Raw genomic sequence first — 16,974 nt, forward strand, 5'->3', positions numbered from 1 at the left:
CGAAGTGTACTAAACCTATATATTGTTGAGAAGAGTTTAAAGTACTCGAACGAACCCCCTCTATTGGAAAACTAACTATCCAAAGCGTCATATACAATGGAATACCTAGAATAATGTTTAAGATTATATACAACTGTATTCTTCGTTTAGTGAGGCTATTATTCTTATTCATTAATTTATTTACAATTATCTGTTGAGAAAGACCAATGATAAAGCTACCCCCTAGCAATAAGTAAAAATAAATCCGCTTATCTATAACTGAATTACTAAATAATATTAGCACCAGAATAAACCATGTTATGTAAATTGAAATAGAAATAATTCTAAAGAGACTGAATATCTCTCGAATTGAATATCTCTCCTTTCTTTGCAGTAATTACGTATAACGTTACCTTATTCACGACGCCGAGAGGCTTAAGGACCGAAGGTCCGGCTGCGCACCAGCGCAGTTAGCCTCGCAGGTGTGTCCGCCTGACTCCACTTCCCCCGAATTCCATCTGGCGGACCGAGGAGCCAAAGGCTCCGAAGCGTGAATACATTGTTAGATGAAGTTATTGCCTTCCCGTTTTGCTCACAGAGTTTTTGTCCCATCTTTCAATGATTGGATAAATCAGGCCACTAAAAGTACCCGGTATAAGGAAGAAGAAGAACATCCATCTAATATCAAGCCATAAGACAAATAATACTATCAAACCTACTACAAAACTAAGAGATCCTAAAAGAATCGACGACATATATATTTCAGCCTTACTACTTATTTTTTTTAAAATCATATCTTTCAAGTAACTTAAAGGCAGTATAAAAACTAAATTATAGATCCATATTAGTCCTGTAATTCCTAAAATCATTAATATAACGTTACTGACTTTCATAGAATTTGAACTGAAATACAATATGCTACTTACCAGTAACGAACAGAAAAAAGCCGCGGTAAGACAATTAGTTATCTTGTCATAAAATTTTTCCATTTCGCTCCTTAAAATTACTCTGCAATAATTTCATCTAACGTTTCCGTATTCACGACGTCCCACCGACTTAAGGCTCCCAACGGGAGCCGGCCGCGATGCGGTTAGTCGGTGCGGATGTGTCCGCTGATTCTGCTTCCCTGCCGATCGCTTCTTGCGGACCGAGGAGCCGTCAGGCTCCGATGCGTGAATATTATGTTAGATGATGTCACAGTCCCTCAGTCTTACTTACAAATTTCGTTTTATCTTCTTGTATATTGTTCTTATCATATTTTTAATTTTACTTGGTTTTACAACTCTTATATTTGTTACTTGTATATCACCTGTAATTTGAAAAAGTCCTTCCCTTTGATTACCTTCTAGATAGCTTTCGAACAATTCAATTCCAGAGTCGTATTTGTCCTTATAATCTTTACATTCCGGATCTTTCAATCGCTTTTTTAATTCCTCTAGCACTGATTCAACCTCGAACCGCTCAAGATGCATCATTCTACTTGAACAATATGTATCAAAGCTTGAAAATGCCCCGATTAAGAAGTCATTTAGGAATTTATCTTTCCCATATCTAATAAGCTTCTCACCCAATTTATTAAAATCATATCCCACAGACCATGCTTGAACTGACCATTTTGCTTCTTCCAAAAATAAATCTCTAATGAGGTCTACAGGAAAATATAATTGATCGTTTTCAATTACAAAATTAATAATATTCCTTCTAAATTGTTGGTTTGAATCAAAAAAACTCATTTGCATGTTTTCCGTTCCAATCAAAACTTATTTGATTTTGATCTTGAGCAGTATATCCTGTTGAAAATGATAATAGATCCATTGTTATCGCCCTTTACTGTGATTTCATCTAACGTTTCCGTATTCACGAACCCGAGAGGCTTAAGGCGACGAAGTCGCCGGGTGGCTCCGCCACTTAGCCTCGCAGGGTTGTCCGCCCTGAATCCGCTTCCTCGAAATGCCTCGGGCGGACCGAGCAGCCGCAAGGCTGCGATGCGTGAATACGGTGTTATGTGATGCTCCCGACTTCCTCGGTATCGCTATCTAATCGCCTTAATTCGTCCTTAATATTCTGATATCTTTGTGCTCCAAGTATTAACTCACTATATAAGTACATGTATGTTCCAGGGTAACTATCAAATTTGTTTTGGTGGTATCTTAATAATAATTCAACATGTTCTTTATAGAACTGTAAACGATCCTTTGTTTTCTTTTCTTTAACTGCATTGAGGTAGTTCTGTAATTCGATAAGCTTCTGTTTTGTGTATCTCAATATATCTTGTATGTCTTCTTCTCTTAAAAAGTCATATGCTGTCGATCTTAATTTCCAGTGGTTTTCAAATATTTCTACTTGATCATTCAATATATCAAATATGGGTTCAACTAATTTCAAGTCATAATTCAATCTTCGTATCTTAAAGTAGTTATAAATCCTTTTAAGGATGAAGCTTCACCTCGATTTCATCGTTATTTTGAGCTCTTCGGGAGTTTTCACATAACGTTCCCGTATTCACGACGCCGAGAGGCTTAAGGTAACGAAGTGACCGGGTCCGACAGGACTTAGCCTCGCAGGTGTGTCCGCCTGATTCCGCTTCCCCGCATTCCATCTGGCGGATCGAGGAGCCGTAGGCTCCGAAGCGTGAATACATTGTTAGAAGAAGTCGTCGGCTTCCTGAGTTTCAATCAAGATCCCTTCTTGATCTTTATCTGGTTTGTTAGTTCCTTTACCTCTTTTCTCGTCTTAACAATGATGATTTCCTTTTGATCTTTATATAGCTTTAACTGTTCCATGACCCTTGTTCTACTTCTTTTCTTGTAGTTCCAAACCCATAAAATGAATTCCCAATCTAGTGCGTCATCCCAGAAATTCTTTCCAAGGTAAATGGCGGCAGGCCCAAATGGGTAAAAAAAGAGAAAGCCGTACCTACCGAGGTGAGTCGACATGAAACGCAAAGAACGAAAGATTCTGTACCATTGGAAGCAAGGACAAAGCGTGGAATATCGATTGAAGTTCCGAGCCACACTCGTTTGGGAAGTGGTGCACGAACGGAAATCTATCGCTCAGGTGGCAAGGGAACAAGGCACCACAACGAAAACGGTGTCCAAATGGAACGTTCGATTTGAAGCGAGCGGCAGCAAAGGACTTCATGATCGGCCACGTAGCGGAGCGCCTTCCACATTCTCCGTCGAACAGCGCTGCGAGGTCATCGCGCTAGCCTGTGATTCGCCACGCCACTACGGATCGTTGTATACACCGACTTGGACGCTGGATCGGTTAACGGAAGTCGCGCGTGTGTACACGACGGGGCCGACGATGAGCCGTTCGAGCATCCATCTCACCTTGCAGCGCAATGATTTGAAGCCGCATGCCCATCAGATGTGGTTGCACAGCCGAGACCCCCAATTCCGAGAGAAAGTCCATGATGTGGTCTCGTTATACGTTCATCCGCCCGAGGACGCGGTTGTTATTTGTGTAGACGAGATGACCAGCATCCAAGCCTTGGAACGCAAGCACCCGACAAAGTCGGCGCATCCGGGTCGTGCCGCGCGTTATGAGCAGGAATATATTCGGCATGGCACTCGCGCTCTGTTGGCAGGGTTCGAGATTACGACGGGCCATGTCATCGCCCAGTGCCGTAAAACGCGCAAAGCTGTGGATCTCATGGCCTTGATGGAAGAACTGGCAACCGTTTATCCGGATCAGCGCGTCATCATCATTTGGGACAACCTGAACATTCATTATGATGGAGCCACGAAACGGTGGACGGACTTTAACCGGCGACATGGCGAACGGTTCGAATTTCACTATACGCCGCTTCATGCGTCCTGGGTGAATCAGATTGAAATCTTCTTCTCGATCATTCATAAGCGTTGTCTGCGACATGGCGATTTCCGATCCGGTTCCGAGTTGGAGGCTGCGCTCCGTGCCTTCATTCGTTTATGGAATGAAGACATCGGTCATCCCTTTCATTGGACCTTCGGCGGGTATCCGATGCAGAGTCAACCCCAGGAGGCGAGCTAATCATGGCGCAACTCAAGATGGATCGCGAGGCAGAACGCCTGTTGTTGGAAAGAGCACTTGAGCAGCGCGGGTTCGACCACCTTCACGTTCGTGTACACGGCACACATTTGATCCTCTATTTGCTCGATGAGGGAGAACCTGTGAATCGTGCCCGTCTCACCAAAGTCACGGTTCAGTACTACACGCTCAGTATGGCCGACTACCGCGGCCATTGGAAAGCGACTCCCTATCGCGGCACGTTAGATGAAATCGTGAAGCTTTTGACCGAACAATTCGGTTTTGCTCTGGCTCCTTGGCCTTCCTAAATAGGGAAGGAACTTTTGAAACGATGCACTAGTTTCTCGGGACATCCTTCATTTAGATCAGCTCTCGTTTTTCTATGATATTTAATTCTTCGTTTTATTATTCTGTATAGACATAACCATTTAGACAAATCTAAAAAAAATTACAGTGTCTGCTCGTTTTAGTCTTAAGTCCAAAGTTCTTGTATAATTCCCATCCATGATCCATTGGTCTCGGTTAGTAGTCCCTAACACAAACTTGTCCCAGTCCTCATTTGGAGTAGGAACCCAATTGGGCTTCCAATAGTACTTATCCAAATGAATGACAGGTAGTTGTAACTGTTCACTTAACCGCTGGGAAAGCGTAGACTTTCCTGATCCAGCAGATCCAATAACTAATATTCTTTGCATTTAAGTTCTCCTGTTCAGCACTTCGACGATTTCTTCTAACGTTACCGTATTCACGACGCCGAGAGGCTTAAGGTCGCGCAGCGACCGGCTGCGCGTCAGCGCAGTTAGCCTCGCAGGTGTGTTCGCCTGATTCCGCCTCCTCGAAATCCATCTGGCGGACCGAGGGGCCGCAGGCCCCGAAGCGTGAATACATTGTTATGTGATGCTCCCGCCCCCCTTCGAATTACCCTCCAAGATTCTTTAAATGATTTTTAATTTCTAAGTATCTTTGGGAACCAAGAATCAGCTCACTATAAAAAAAACATATACTGAAAGAAATGTTCTATTTCTTTTTTTGTCGTTTTGATATCTCAGAAGAAGTTCCACGTAATCTCTGAAGAAAACCAATGAATGTTTTGAATTATTGTTGAGATTAATATGGTTCAAATAAGTTTGTAGTTCATTGAGTCTCTTGTGAGTAAATAAAATTGTCTTTTTTTATAGTATCATCGTTAATTTTTTCAATATCCCCTACCGATCTAGCTAATTGCCATGTGTCATCGAAGATTTTACGATCTTCATTCAGTATTTCAAAAATGGGCTTTACTAATTTCAATTCACCTTTTAAGCGTTTTATTCTAAAATAATAAAGAAGATTTCTGATAAGAATGTCTCCCTTAATAGTATTCAATATGCTCTTCGGGAGTTTCACATAACGTTTCCGTATTCACGACGCCGAGAGGCTTAAGGACCGTAGGTCCGGCTGCGCCCCAGCGCAGTTAGCCTCGCAGGTGTGTCCGCCTGATTCCACTTCCCCGAATTCCATCTGGCGGACCGAGGGGCCACAGGCCCCGAAGCGTGAATACATTGTTATATGAAGGATCGGTCTTCGAAGTGTTACTACCACTTGATTAATAGACCTCCCTCAATAGTTTTCCATGATCTTTTCCCTTGGCCAGTATTGATCATTCTTTAAGTCTCAGGAAATTCTTCCATTCTTACCATAAGCAATTTAATTTCTTTATTTGTCATTGTTTTCATCTTCGTCTTTATTTAATTTTTTAATTATGAGATCAAGTCTTTCAATCATTCTTTCATCATTTTTAATTTTTTGACTTAATTTATAATTCAGACTACTGAAACCAAAAATCAAAGTAACAAGACATACTAATGTTGAAAGTAAATAAAAATTTTCATTGGTCAATTCTATTACTCCTTCCATGATGTCAATTCTAATGGATTACCGATCTTTCATATAACGTTCCGTATTCACGACGCCGAGAGGCTTAAGGACCGAAGGTCCGGCTGCGCCCCAGCGCAGTTAGCCTCGCAGGTGTGTCCGCCTGATTCCGCTTCTCCGAAATCCATCTGGCGGACCGAGGATCGGCGAAGACGATCCGAAGCGTGAATACATTGTTATACGATGTTAATGCCATCTTTGAAATACAATCAATAATTATCGGCTTGTGAATTCTTTAATTTTCTTAAGCCTGCTGAGTTCAATTCTTCCTGTGACAGCTTGTAGTATGTCTTCCCCTTTCCAATAGTCATATTGCTTAATTTCGTGATATTCAAATATCCTTATCCAGCTCTGTTCTTTTGTTATTAAGAACGTTCCGTTAGCAAGTTTATTATCTTCTTCTTCAGAAAGGGTAAGGTAGTCATTGTTTAACACGATATGCCATGCCATAAAATCGGAAATAAGAACTTCATCTTTATTAAGTTCAGCTTCAATCAATACGCCTTGTTGTCCCTTTCCTAACCTGCCACCAATCATCAGATCAGGCCTCTTGGTCCAAAGCCATATAGGAAATTCTCCTTTATAGTAAATAAGCCGCTTCTTCATTTCATTCATCATCCATCTATAGCTGACTAACCAATCCTTATCAATATATTTTGGATTCCCAACAAGATAGCCCGATGTTACAGCTTGATCCCAAGCTTCTAGCGATTGAATAGTCCAGAATGTCATCTTTCACCTAGCTTTGCATTAATATCGTATAACGTTTCCGTATTCACGACGCCGAGAGGCTTAAGGTCGCGTAGCGACCGGGTCCGACAGGACTTAGCCTCGCAGGTGTGTCCGCCTGATTCCGCTTCCCCGAATTCCATCTGGCGGACCGAGGGGCCGCAGGCCCCGAAGCGTGAATACATTGTTATACGACGGATCCCTGAGCTACTTACATTCATTTTGACTGCATTTCATGTTTGTATAGTACGGCCTAAATCCAGCCTTTTCCCAAAATTGTTTTCCTCTTGGGTTTGATTCTAAGACATCTATTATCATGCTTTTAACTTCTGTAAAACGCTCTTGTTTTAAAAGAGCTATTCCCTTAAGGCCATAACCTCTATTTCGTTCTTCTCTCTTTATAAAGTATTGTCTTATGTAGACTTCCTTTTTTGTGTCATCAAATGAATTCATTTGAAATTTATATACTGCATATCCTACGATCTTTTCCTGGAAGACTAACAAATCGGCATCCCATCCATGACTTAGCCAATTCAACATTCTATCTTGCAATTGAGTAATATTCATGGGGTTTGTACTGCCTTCATCTTCAATAAGTTGAAAGTTCATTTTAGCAATAATTTCAACATCATTTGTTGTAGCTGATTTTAATGCTAATACCATACAAACCAGTCCTTCTCATGAATGGGTTTAAACAAAGACTTCGATCTGTCGTATAACGTTCCCGTATTCACGACGCCGAGAGGCTTAAGGTCACGAAGTGACCGGCTGCGCGCCAGCGCAGTTAGCCTCGCAGGTGTGTCCGCCCGAATCCGCTTCCTCGAAATCCATCTGGCGGACCGAGGGTCGACGAAGTCGGCCCGATGCGTTATGAGAAGTAACTGACCCCATTGAAATTGCTTAATTAAGCCCCTTCAAAGATTGTTTTGAAATTAAAACTAATCCAATTCTCAATTATCATTTTCTGAAGAGTGGCCACTAAAATCCTAAAGGCAAAGTCCTCAGTTTGAAATAATAGTTTTAAGTATTCTTCATGAATATCACCATTAATTAATTCTTCTGAAGGTGTATATATTGTCAAACTTCCATGCACAAAGTTACTACGATATTGATAAAACTCATTGATTTTTTTTAGATATTTTTGATCTCTCTTCTTCATAGTTTTCATAGAGTACAATAGAAATTCTGTCTTTTAATGAATAAAGAATTGCGGATTGAGGAATCTCATAGATAGACTCCAAAGCATGAGCAAGCCAAACAATTTTACTTGGACTAATTTTGCTTTCTTCACAAAAGTGCAACAACGAAAATAAACACTTATCTAATCTAGTTTCGCTAATAAATTTGTTCCATATATTGTTTTTATTAAACCAATTGCAAACCGTATTAATTGGAATGTATTTAATGATAGGCCAGTTCTCATTTGACCAACATTCTTCAAATCCATTGTTACTAAGAGTTAGTTCTTCACTATCTTTAGGTGAAAGTAGTCTAGCGTAATAACAATTAATAAATCCCGGGTATGATAGGTTTAATGCCAAAAATAAATGATAAATAAAATTTTTTATGGACTGATCTAATGTAACAATATTAACATTAGTTACTGTTGCTACAATGACCACTTCAGTCTCTTTTGGGATTTCTATAAAACGTTCATTAATAAAATCATTAACAGACTCATATTTATCTTTGTATTTTTCAAATTCAGTATAAAGTTCGTCCATAAAGAAGTTTTTTTCCATGTTCTTTCTAATATCGGAAATTGCTTTAGTCCAATCTATGTTTAGAAGGATACCCATATTATTTCGATTAAGCTCAAACCGACCTAGATTACTTTGGATATCATTTAATAGCATATGAATATTAAGTTTTTGATCTTTTCCAGAATTCGTAATGCCAAAAGGTAAATTTTTAATAACAAGTCTATATTCTAATGACTGAGACATACGTGACAGTACTCCCTTCAGTTATTTCTCATAACGTTACCGTATTCACGACGCCGAGAGGCTTAAGGTCACGCAGTGACCGGCTGCGCGCCAGCGCAGTTAGCCTCGCAGGTGTGTCCGCCTGAATCCACTTCCCCGAAATCCATCTGGCGGACCGAGGGGCCGTAGGCCCCGAAGCGTGAATACATTGTTAGGCGAAGTTAATGCCTTCTTCGATACGCAATCAAGATATTCCCCAATGGCTTACCCAATCAAAATCCATTCTTTCATCTATCAACCATCTTCCATTTGCTTTAACTAATTTATAAGTTAGGGCTGTAGAGTAATCTTTCTTCCAACCTCTCTCAACAAGTACTAATTTTTCATCATCACCAACATGTTCAACCCACATGATTTTATAACTTAATAACTTTTCAAGCTGATTATTTATTGTTTCAGAAGAATATATATTTATATTTTCTTCAACAGAGTTTTCTTCCGGTTTATCAATCCATAATTTAAATATAAATTTAAGATATTTGTCCGTTACGTAATCTTTCCATTTGGTTATGTCATTATAATTTCCAAAATACAATTTTATGGTTTTTAATGCATCTGCGTTGGAATAAACCAATCGACTAATCCCATTCGACTTATCATCTGGATCGTTTTCAAATTTCAAAAGTTTCTCATACTCTGTCTTATCAGAAATATGGTTATCAACGTCTTTAGAAATTTCTTTTTCAACTGTACGAACCTCATTTATCCTGTCACTACAAGCTGACAAGATAAAAAACAAAAGTAATATAAAAAAATAGCTTCGACGCTTCATATTTAACCAGCTTTCTGCATTAATTTCGCCTAACGTTTCCGTATTCACGACGCCGAGAGGCTTAAGGTCGCGCAGCGACCGGGTCCGACAGGACTTAGCCTCTCAGATGTGTTCGTCTGAATCCACTTCCCCGAAATCCATCTGGCGGACCGAGGAGCCGTAGGCTCCGAAGCGTGAATACATTGTTATAGGAAGTCAATGCCTACTATGAAATACATTCTAATTATTTAGTAATCGTTTATTTAGTTCATTCTCCAAATTACTCTTTTTTTATTTGTAAGTGACCTATTTCGATTACAAAATGATTTGGTTTAATGATTTTGTTAAGCATGTTTATGTATTTCTTTATCCCACGACTCTGAGCAATAATTTGATCGTAATTATTTACCTTCAAAACCAAGTTCTCAGTCCATTTATAAGATTCAAAAGAAAATGTCTCAATTTCACTCCAAGTTATTTTAATTTTATGGTTTTCGCTATATATTCCTTCTGAATTAATAATTACTTCAGGTATTCCTTTGAGCTTTTTAAAAAGAACTATAGGTCCAACTATTGATAATAGTAGTGATAAGGAAGAAATTATATAAATTATTGGATCTTTGTGCGATACATAAAATAATAACGAAGCTCCAAATGCAACAAATGATATGGAAGAAATTTGTAAGATGATCACTCTACTCGTCCTGTAAGGTATCCTAATTTCCTTCATGAATTTGGCCCTTTGATTTTGACTTATAGACCTAGCATTGATTTCCTATAACGTCTTATCTACGAATTTGACTAAATCCTTCAATTCGGCTGGTTTTGCGTAGTTCGCGAATATAGATTGATTGTCATATTAGCGAAGACGTGTAGCAAACCGTGCTTATTCCATATCCAGCGGACTCTTGATGCGCCGGATATTTTTTTACGCTGACATGGGTGTAGCGCTCGGTGGTCCGTGAGCTTTGGTGCCCCAGCAGCTCTTGAATATAACGAAGGTCGATGCCTCCTTCCAGCAGATGCGTCGCGAATGAATGGCGCAAGGCATGAATGCTCGCTTTTTTGTTGATGCCGGAGACGTTATGCGCGTGTTCGAATATTTTTTTGGGCGGAGCGTTCGGTCAGGTGACTGGTTTTATTTTGTCCGGGAAAGAGCCACTGTTCCGGCGCATCTTGGCGGATATAGCGTTTGACGATTTCTACGGCGTGATCCGATAAAACCGTGACGCGATCCTTCCTGCCTTTTCCTTGTCTAACTAATAATGTTCTGCGTTCGTAGTCAAAGTCCTGTATCCGGAGTCGCACGACTTCGCCAACGCGCAAGCCCGAAGAGTAGGCAAGATATAATAGCGCTTGATGCTCCAGATTGGACAAAGCGCCGAGCAGCGCTTTCACTTCGTTTTGCGCAAGGACATTTGGAAGCTTGTTTTCTTTTTTTGGGCCTCACATAGGGAACCGCGTTTTCGATCTGCAGCACTTTTTGCTCGTAAAACTTGATCGCGCTGATCGCTTGATTCACATAAGCGTGAGAAAGCTTTTTATCTAGAAGCGCCAGCATGTATTTTTGAAGACATTCTTGTCGGTTAAGCTTCGGAACGGTGTCGTAATCATCCAAGTATCTCCCTACATGGCCGCTATACGCTTGAATCGTTTTAACGCTGTAGCCCCTAATTTGCAACTGCTGCCTCAACTGCTTCTCATACGGCTCGCGTCTGGAGTCCCTTTTCTTTTGGAAAAGGTAGCACTCGTCGCATAGTCGGTCTTCTATTCGCAAACGCCCTTGGAATTCCTTCAACAATCTCTCAGCGATAGCGAGCGTGTAAGGTACCGTCCACAGGGAGGCTTCGGGCACCCATCTTCTGCCCGGCAAAGTCTTGATGATGTCGATCGTCGCACGGTCAAACTCGCATTGAAGAGCCGGCGTCTTCTCGTCCAGCTTGAAAAGATAAACGTCCATGCAAACTCCTTACGCCGCCCGATATGAAAAAGGGACCGCAAAGTCGAATTCGACTTCGCGGTCCCCGATGCTTTCGGCAGACATGTTTGCTGAAAATATACCATAGCTTCAAATACATTTACAACCGGCTGATTGATCTGAACCCGCCGCATCAGAGCCGACGCTTGCGCTGAATTGCTCTCCAGGCCATGATCGATGCTGCGGCGACGAGTATTAAAGCGGATACATATAAGAAAAGATTGAGAGACGGCATGCTTCCGCCATAGGCGCTTCCGCTTAACGCGTCGGCCTCCATCGCAGCCGTTCCGAGAATCGCCGCGGATTCGTCGACCGATGCCTGAACGTTGCCGCTGCACAGATTGGTCTGGAGCATCCGTTTCTCGTCATAATGAGCGAATATAATGTACGATTGGTTTTTGCTGAAGGAGATCCCGCACGACTCCGAGCCTCCAGCGAGCGCTTGAATCGTGATTCGCTTGGTCGAGACGCCTTTCCAGGCACGTTGAACGTCAAAGGCATATTCTCTCGTTTCGCCCGAACCCCACATACTTGGCAAGCCTTTATGAATCACTTTGCCGACGAAAACGGCTGCGGCGTCGTCCAGTCTCTCCTGCGTGTTCTTAGCGACGCAGCTGCAGGCGAATGCGCGATCAGGCGAAAACGAGAAAAGCCCGACCATAACCAAGCTTAAAAGCAGTAAAACGGAAATGTAACGCTTCATCAGTTGCCTCCCTTTGCCTTCTATTTGCATTACCTTCGTTATATCATATTTAACATATTACGGAAACTAAAGCGTTGGTCTGGGCGCTCATCGCGCAAACGCAAAAAAAAGAGCGACCCGCGCTTGGCGGATCGCTCTATCCGGTTCGCTCTATCTTCAAGCGGAAAGCAAATAAGAACTACCTTCGCCCTGCCGCACGGCTTGCGTCTCCATTGCCGGTACAGCGCGGCGGCGCCGAAGCAGACGGCAAGACTGATCGCGCCGCCGGTCAGATCGACGAGCACGTCCTGATAGGTCGGCGTGCGGGCCGGCGAATAGCGTTGATTCCACTCGTCCATGATCGCGACGAGCCCGACGACCGCCAGCGACAGCGCGGCCGCTGCCGGCGAACGCAGACGGAACAAGCTCAGTACGAGCGCGGTCACCGCCGCAAGCACGCCGTAGACGAACAGATGAGCGCTCTTCCTGAACGCGAATTCGATCATGCCGTAAGGATTGATGTCGCGGCGGTACTCTTTGCCGTCGTAGTGGATATCCAAGCCCGGCAGCAGCCGCTCGGCCGTCTCGTAGGACAAAGTACGAGTCAGCAGCGGCTGGATCGTCTGCTTGCTGTAGGGCTGCGACGACAGCTTAAAAATGACGACGACGACGCAGCACAGGAGGGCAAGCGCGATCAGGCGCCTCCAACTGATTTTGTCGGTCATGATGCCATTCCCCTTTCTGCGGCTAGAACTGCCCCGATTCGGCAGTGCTGCCGAGCAAATCGCCGCGGCGTTCTAGATAGGCGATCAAGGCGGCGACGGATTCGCCGGCCGGCGCGAGCTGCGTATCGATCGTCAGCTCCGGTCGTTCGGGCACGTCGTACGGCGCGCCGATGCCCGTGAAGCTCGGGATTAAGCCGCTGCGCGCCTTTTTGTACAGCCCCTTCGGATCTCGGCGTTCGCACTCCTCGAGGGAGCAGCGGACATAGACCTCGGCGAAGTCGCCCGCATCGAAAAGAGCTCTCACCATACGACGGTCCTCGCCGCTCGGCGAGACGAGCGCCGCGAGCACGACGGTTCCCGCTTCGACGAACAGCTTGGACACCTCGCCGACTCTGCGCAGATTCTCCCGCCGGTCGGCCTCCGAAAACCCGAGGTCGCGGCATAGTCCATGACGGACGTTGTCGCCGTCCAACACCAGGCAGGCAATGCCGCGGTCATGCAGCTCTCTCTCCAACGCGAAGGCGAGCGTCGACTTGCCCGCCCCCGGCAGTCCCGTGAACCAGAGCACGCGGCCCGAGTGTCCGTTCTTGCGCTCCCGGTCCGCGCGCGTAACGCCCGAACGCTGCCAGGCGACTTGGCCGACCGGCGCGTCTCCCCGTCCAGCGGCCGTGCCGGCAGCGCCGGCTTCAACGAATGTATCGTTCGCTTGCATGCGAATCCCTCCCGTAGTTAACCGCGAGCGGTCCGGCGCGCGCGGTCGCGTTTATCTGGCGCCTGCCGGCCATTCGACGACGCCGTCGCCGAAACGTCCGTCCTGCGCGCCCGCTTGGCCGTCTTCCCGAACGATCGCCTCTCCCTGCTCCATGACGACGACTTGATCCGCTCCCCCGGATCGTCGACAGACGGTGGGCGATGACGACGATCGTCATCTTCCCTTTAAGCCGATCGATCGCCTCCTGGATGCGAGCCTCGTTCTCCGTATCGAGCGCGCTGGTCGCTTCGTCCAGCACGAGGATCGAAGGCTTCCTGAGGATCGCCCGCGCCAGCACGAGGCGCTGCCGCTCGCCGCCCGACAGCCGGACGCCGCGGTCGCCGACGACCGTATCCAGCCCTTCGGGCAAACGCCGCACGAAATCTTCCGAAGCCGAGAAACGCAGCGCCTCCCACAGCTCCGTCTCGCTTGCTTCGGGCCGCACGGCCAGCAGATTGTCCCGGATGCTCTCATGAAACAAAAACGGCTCCTGCGCCACATAGCTCACCGCATGGCGCAGGGCAAGCCGCCGCTCGCCCGTTACCGGCAGGCCGTCGATCAGCACCGATCCGCGCTCCGGCTCGAGCAGGCCCATCAATAGGTCGACGAGCGTGCTCTTGCCCGCGCCGGACTTGCCGACGATAGCCGTCATCTTGCCTGACGGTATGCGAAGGCACACATCCCGCAGCGCATAATCCGCGCTCGCGTCGCCGTCGTATTTGAAATAGACGTGGCGGCACTCGATCCCCGTCTTCACGTCCAGCCCTTCCGCGCGCACGCCAGCATCGCCGGCGCCCGACTCGCGGGCTACGGCGCATTCGCGCTCGAGCTCGCGCAGACTGCGGAACGCGGGAATCGCGGAGCCGATCTGCTCCGCGTTCGATTGGATCTGCGCGAAGCGGGGCCACAGCCGCGCGAACAGCACGACGATGAGCAGGAGCTCGCCCGCGCCGACGTGCAGCGTTTCGACGGCGAGGTACACGAACAAGGCGATCAGCGCCGCGGAAGAGATCTTGTACAAGCTCGACGTCGTCGCCTGGAGCCGCGCGAAGGCGATGAAGTTCGCCTCCATCCGTCCGGTCAGCCCGCGGAACCAGTCGAGATACGAATCCTCCAGACGGTTGCTCTTAATGTCCTTGATGCCGTTGAAATGATCGGTCAAGCCTGCGTAATATTGCTGCGACAGCTCGCTTGTCCGGTTGCCGACCTCCTTGGCCCGCCGGATCTTGCGCCGCATGAAGATCGCGATCGCGGCCCCGCTCGCAAGCACGACCGCCGTCAGCTTCGCCGACAGCCAGAAGGCGATGCCGATCTGGATGACCGTAAACGCGACCGAGGAGGCGAGCTGCAGAAACAGGTAAGTCGCCTGGCTGACCCGCGCCAGCTCGGAGGTAAGCAGGTGATGGAAGTCGGATCGCCGGCGGCGCAGGAAGAAGATCCAGTCGGACCGCATGAGCGACGCATACAACGAAAGGCGCAGATGCCGGATGAAGCCCTGCTGCAGCCGCGTGCCGCGAATGCTTTGCGCCCGCTGCAGCAGCGACTGCAGCGTCACGATCAGCACGTATGCGGCGAGCAGAACGGGCAGCGCCAGATTCGCGGGCAGCTCGCGCAGCATAGCCAGCGCTTCGCCGGCGAACGGAAGACTGCCGGTGCCGCCCGCCCCGTCGCCGAGCAGACCGAGGAGACCGAGCATCGGCGCGAGCATGTAGATGCCGATGCCGTCGAACAAACCGAGCGCGACCATCGCGGCGAGCTGGGCGTACAGGCGCATCCCCCCCGTAACTGCGCAGCCGGTTCAGGTAAAACCGCAGTTCGTTCATCGCCTCACCCCGCTCTCAAGTCTCGTGGCGTACCTGCCTCCACAGCCAGACGAACGGCCGCAGCGGAAAATAAAGAAAATACAAAGAGCGCGGCAGCGGCAGCGCTTTGGTGTCGCGGAAGCTCGGATAGAGCCTGCTGATCGCATAGCCCCATTTTTGACGGGTCGTCTTCAGCTCGAACAAATAGCGCTTGTACACGCGCGATACTTCGCCTGCGCTGGGATCGGTCGTCAGCACGACGGTATCTCGGATGAAGCCGAGCGCGCGATCCGCCAGGGCGGGCCCGCGGCCTTTGGCGAGCACGCGGCCGATCTCGCCCGGAATCGGCGTATGCAAAAGTCCCGAGGCGAGCACGAGCGCCTGGCCCGCGTGATCGAGCGCGCGGTAGCGCCGAAGCAGCGGGAGGATCGCGCTCCAGTCCAGGTCGCGGCCGACCATGCGGTCGATGTCTGCGAGCCACCGCAGCCGGAACCAGCCGTGCCGCGCGCCATGCGTGACCAGATACATGAACAGGTGCGCATCGCCGGGCATGAAGATCGCGTCCGACAGCGCGCACGCCTGCCGGTCCCGCCACAGCGCCTCGAACGACGGTTCCCTGCCGTTCTCGCCGTTCAGCCGCCAATGCACCTCCACCTGGATGCGGGTCTCGTGATTCGTAAAAGAGACGTGATGGATTTTCCACTTCCAATCGCCAAGTCCGCGCGGAATCGGTTCGTCCGCCTCATAGCCGAGCTCGACCAAGAGACGCTCCGCCTTCTCCAGGTCGCCGACCGGGATGAGAATGTCCAGGTCCTTGGACGTCCGCAGCGAGATGTCCCCGTACAGCTGCCGCGCAAGCGCCGGACCTTTAAGCGCCAAAGCGCGCACGCCCCGATCGCCCAGCGATCTGCACAGCCGGTCCAATTCGCCGCTCAAACGAAGCATGCGCCACGTATTTTGCCGGCAGTCGCCGCCCAGGGCTTGCAGGACATCGGACGGAATCAAGCCGGCGCCGTCCCTGTCCCCGCGGATCTGCGGATAGACCCGGTGATGGCGGACCAGCTTCACGAATTGATTCCAATCGATGTTCGGCAACGACTCTCGCTGCGGCTTCTCCTCCCGCGCGGACGCGCGCCGCAGCGCGGCGAGCATCGCGGTCAGCTCACGGGGAAATGCGTTCGTATTAAGCTCGTAAGTTTGACTCATGCCTCGCACCTTCTATCTTTTCAGTCGAATAGTCCGTGCCGAATACAGCTACCGTCGTGAACAATCGGCGTTCTCCCGCGCCCGTCAGATACACCGGACCGCTGCGGAGCCAAGCATGGGCGATGAGGTTTCCCTGCTTGTCCTTGGCCGTGCCGAGGTACAGCGTGCTGTCCATGCTCCGGCGTTCCAGCATTTTTTTGGCCGCGAGCGCCTGAACGAGACATTGGCTCTCCCAGAACGTGTGACGGCTCATCGTCCGCACCGCTTCCGAGATGCTGCGCACGACGCGCTCGGCGTTCAGGTCGTGCACGTGCGGCGTCTCCGCCATCGGCCGGCCGAGCTTCGGCGCGAGCTTGCTGAAAGGCAGCGCCTTCAGAATTCTCGCCCAAGCCAGGTACAATAGCGCCTCCAGCATGAGCCTCCGGCGCGCGGCGGGCCATGCCATGAACTTTCTGAGGCCC

General features: G+C 47.9%; 20 protein-coding genes. 2 read left to right on the forward strand and 18 right to left on the reverse strand.

Going from position 1 to position 16,974, the window contains the following annotated elements; translation table 11 throughout:
* Positions 1–1,193 precede the first annotated feature (1,193 nt).
* Complete coding sequence (locus tag OMP40_RS00585) at positions 1,194–1,712, reverse strand: hypothetical protein (protein ID WP_277528293.1); 519 nt, start codon at positions 1,710–1,712, stop codon at positions 1,194–1,196.
* 268 nt (positions 1,713–1,980) lie between these two features.
* Positions 1,981–2,364 carry a hypothetical protein gene (locus OMP40_RS00590; RefSeq protein WP_277528295.1) on the reverse strand — a complete coding sequence of 128 codons (384 nt, stop codon included), beginning with the start codon at positions 2,362–2,364 and terminating at the stop codon, positions 1,981–1,983.
* Between the two features lie 549 nt (positions 2,365–2,913).
* On the opposite strand from OMP40_RS00590, the gene OMP40_RS00595 reads away from it, so the two are divergent.
* Both OMP40_RS00595 and OMP40_RS00600 read left to right on the forward strand, forming a co-directional pair.
* Positions 2,914–3,993: an IS630 family transposase gene (locus OMP40_RS00595; protein WP_277528297.1), complete on the forward strand. Its 1,080-nt coding sequence runs from the start codon at positions 2,914–2,916 to the stop codon at positions 3,991–3,993.
* 2 nt (positions 3,994–3,995) lie between these two features.
* A complete protein-coding gene (locus tag OMP40_RS00600; protein ID WP_277528299.1) occupies positions 3,996–4,298 on the forward strand; it encodes a hypothetical protein in 303 nt (100 codons plus the stop codon).
* A gap of 120 nt (positions 4,299–4,418) precedes the next feature.
* Here OMP40_RS00600 and OMP40_RS00605 read toward each other — a convergent pair whose 3' ends face one another.
* The 16 genes from OMP40_RS00605 to OMP40_RS00680 form a co-directional block, all read right to left on the reverse strand.
* Complete coding sequence (locus OMP40_RS00605) at positions 4,419–4,685, reverse strand: EutP/PduV family microcompartment system protein (RefSeq protein WP_277528301.1); 267 nt, start codon at positions 4,683–4,685, stop codon at positions 4,419–4,421.
* Between the two features lie 1,000 nt (positions 4,686–5,685).
* Positions 5,686–5,868, reverse strand: a complete 183-nt coding sequence (locus tag OMP40_RS00610; protein WP_277528303.1) for a hypothetical protein — start codon at positions 5,866–5,868, stop codon at positions 5,686–5,688.
* A gap of 252 nt (positions 5,869–6,120) precedes the next feature.
* Positions 6,121–6,636: a DUF3841 domain-containing protein gene (locus OMP40_RS00615; protein WP_277528304.1), complete on the reverse strand. Its 516-nt coding sequence runs from the start codon at positions 6,634–6,636 to the stop codon at positions 6,121–6,123.
* Between the two features lie 204 nt (positions 6,637–6,840).
* The gene (locus tag OMP40_RS00620) at positions 6,841–7,296 is read right to left on the reverse strand and encodes a GNAT family N-acetyltransferase (RefSeq protein WP_277528283.1); all 456 of its coding nucleotides are present in this window, start codon (positions 7,294–7,296) and stop codon (positions 6,841–6,843) included.
* Between the two features lie 455 nt (positions 7,297–7,751).
* Positions 7,752–8,579, reverse strand: a complete 828-nt coding sequence (locus tag OMP40_RS00625; protein WP_277528306.1) for a hypothetical protein — start codon at positions 8,577–8,579, stop codon at positions 7,752–7,754.
* Positions 8,580–8,802: 223 nt separating this feature from the next.
* On the reverse strand, positions 8,803–9,438 hold the full coding sequence (locus OMP40_RS00630; protein ID WP_277528308.1) for a hypothetical protein: 636 nt from the start codon (positions 9,436–9,438) through the stop codon (positions 8,803–8,805).
* Between the two features lie 211 nt (positions 9,439–9,649).
* Positions 9,650–10,063 carry an STM3941 family protein gene (locus tag OMP40_RS00635; RefSeq protein ID WP_277528309.1) on the reverse strand — a complete coding sequence of 138 codons (414 nt, stop codon included), beginning with the start codon at positions 10,061–10,063 and terminating at the stop codon, positions 9,650–9,652.
* A 160-nt stretch (positions 10,064–10,223) separates the two neighbouring features.
* The gene (locus OMP40_RS00640; protein WP_420871866.1) at positions 10,224–10,415 is read right to left on the reverse strand and encodes a tyrosine-type recombinase/integrase; all 192 of its coding nucleotides are present in this window, start codon (positions 10,413–10,415) and stop codon (positions 10,224–10,226) included.
* 37 nt (positions 10,416–10,452) lie between these two features.
* A complete protein-coding gene (locus OMP40_RS00645) occupies positions 10,453–10,767 on the reverse strand; it encodes a tyrosine-type recombinase/integrase (protein ID WP_277528311.1) in 315 nt (104 codons plus the stop codon).
* Entirely contained in the window at positions 10,652–11,329 is a 678-nt protein-coding gene (locus OMP40_RS00650) for a phage integrase N-terminal SAM-like domain-containing protein (RefSeq protein ID WP_277528313.1), read from the reverse strand. The genes OMP40_RS00645 and OMP40_RS00650 overlap by 116 nt, the downstream gene beginning before the upstream one ends.
* Positions 11,330–11,480: 151 nt before the next feature.
* Positions 11,481–12,050: a hypothetical protein gene (locus OMP40_RS00655; protein WP_277528315.1), complete on the reverse strand. Its 570-nt coding sequence runs from the start codon at positions 12,048–12,050 to the stop codon at positions 11,481–11,483.
* 38 nt (positions 12,051–12,088) lie between these two features.
* Complete coding sequence (locus OMP40_RS00660; RefSeq protein WP_277528317.1) at positions 12,089–12,754, reverse strand: VanZ family protein; 666 nt, start codon at positions 12,752–12,754, stop codon at positions 12,089–12,091.
* Between the two features lie 22 nt (positions 12,755–12,776).
* Positions 12,777–13,466 (reverse strand): adenylyl-sulfate kinase, encoded by a 690-nt coding sequence (cysC, locus tag OMP40_RS00665; protein WP_277528319.1) that lies wholly within the window; start codon positions 13,464–13,466, stop codon positions 12,777–12,779.
* Positions 13,441–15,279, reverse strand: a complete 1,839-nt coding sequence (locus OMP40_RS00670) for an ABC transporter ATP-binding protein (RefSeq protein WP_277528322.1) — start codon at positions 15,277–15,279, stop codon at positions 13,441–13,443. Before OMP40_RS00670 ends, cysC begins: the two co-directional genes overlap by 26 nt.
* A 64-nt stretch (positions 15,280–15,343) precedes the next feature.
* Positions 15,344–16,513 (reverse strand): nucleotidyltransferase domain-containing protein, encoded by a 1,170-nt coding sequence (locus OMP40_RS00675; protein ID WP_277528324.1) that lies wholly within the window; start codon positions 16,511–16,513, stop codon positions 15,344–15,346.
* Positions 16,491–16,958 carry a lasso peptide biosynthesis B2 protein gene (locus tag OMP40_RS00680; RefSeq protein ID WP_277528326.1) on the reverse strand — a complete coding sequence of 156 codons (468 nt, stop codon included), beginning with the start codon at positions 16,956–16,958 and terminating at the stop codon, positions 16,491–16,493. The genes OMP40_RS00675 and OMP40_RS00680 overlap by 23 nt, the downstream gene beginning before the upstream one ends.
* Positions 16,959–16,974: the final 16 nt, after the last annotated feature.

Origin of the sequence: Cohnella rhizosphaerae (assembly GCF_029525575.1) — a bacterium.
Lineage (GTDB): Bacteria > Bacillota > Bacilli > Paenibacillales > Paenibacillaceae > Cohnella > Cohnella rhizosphaerae.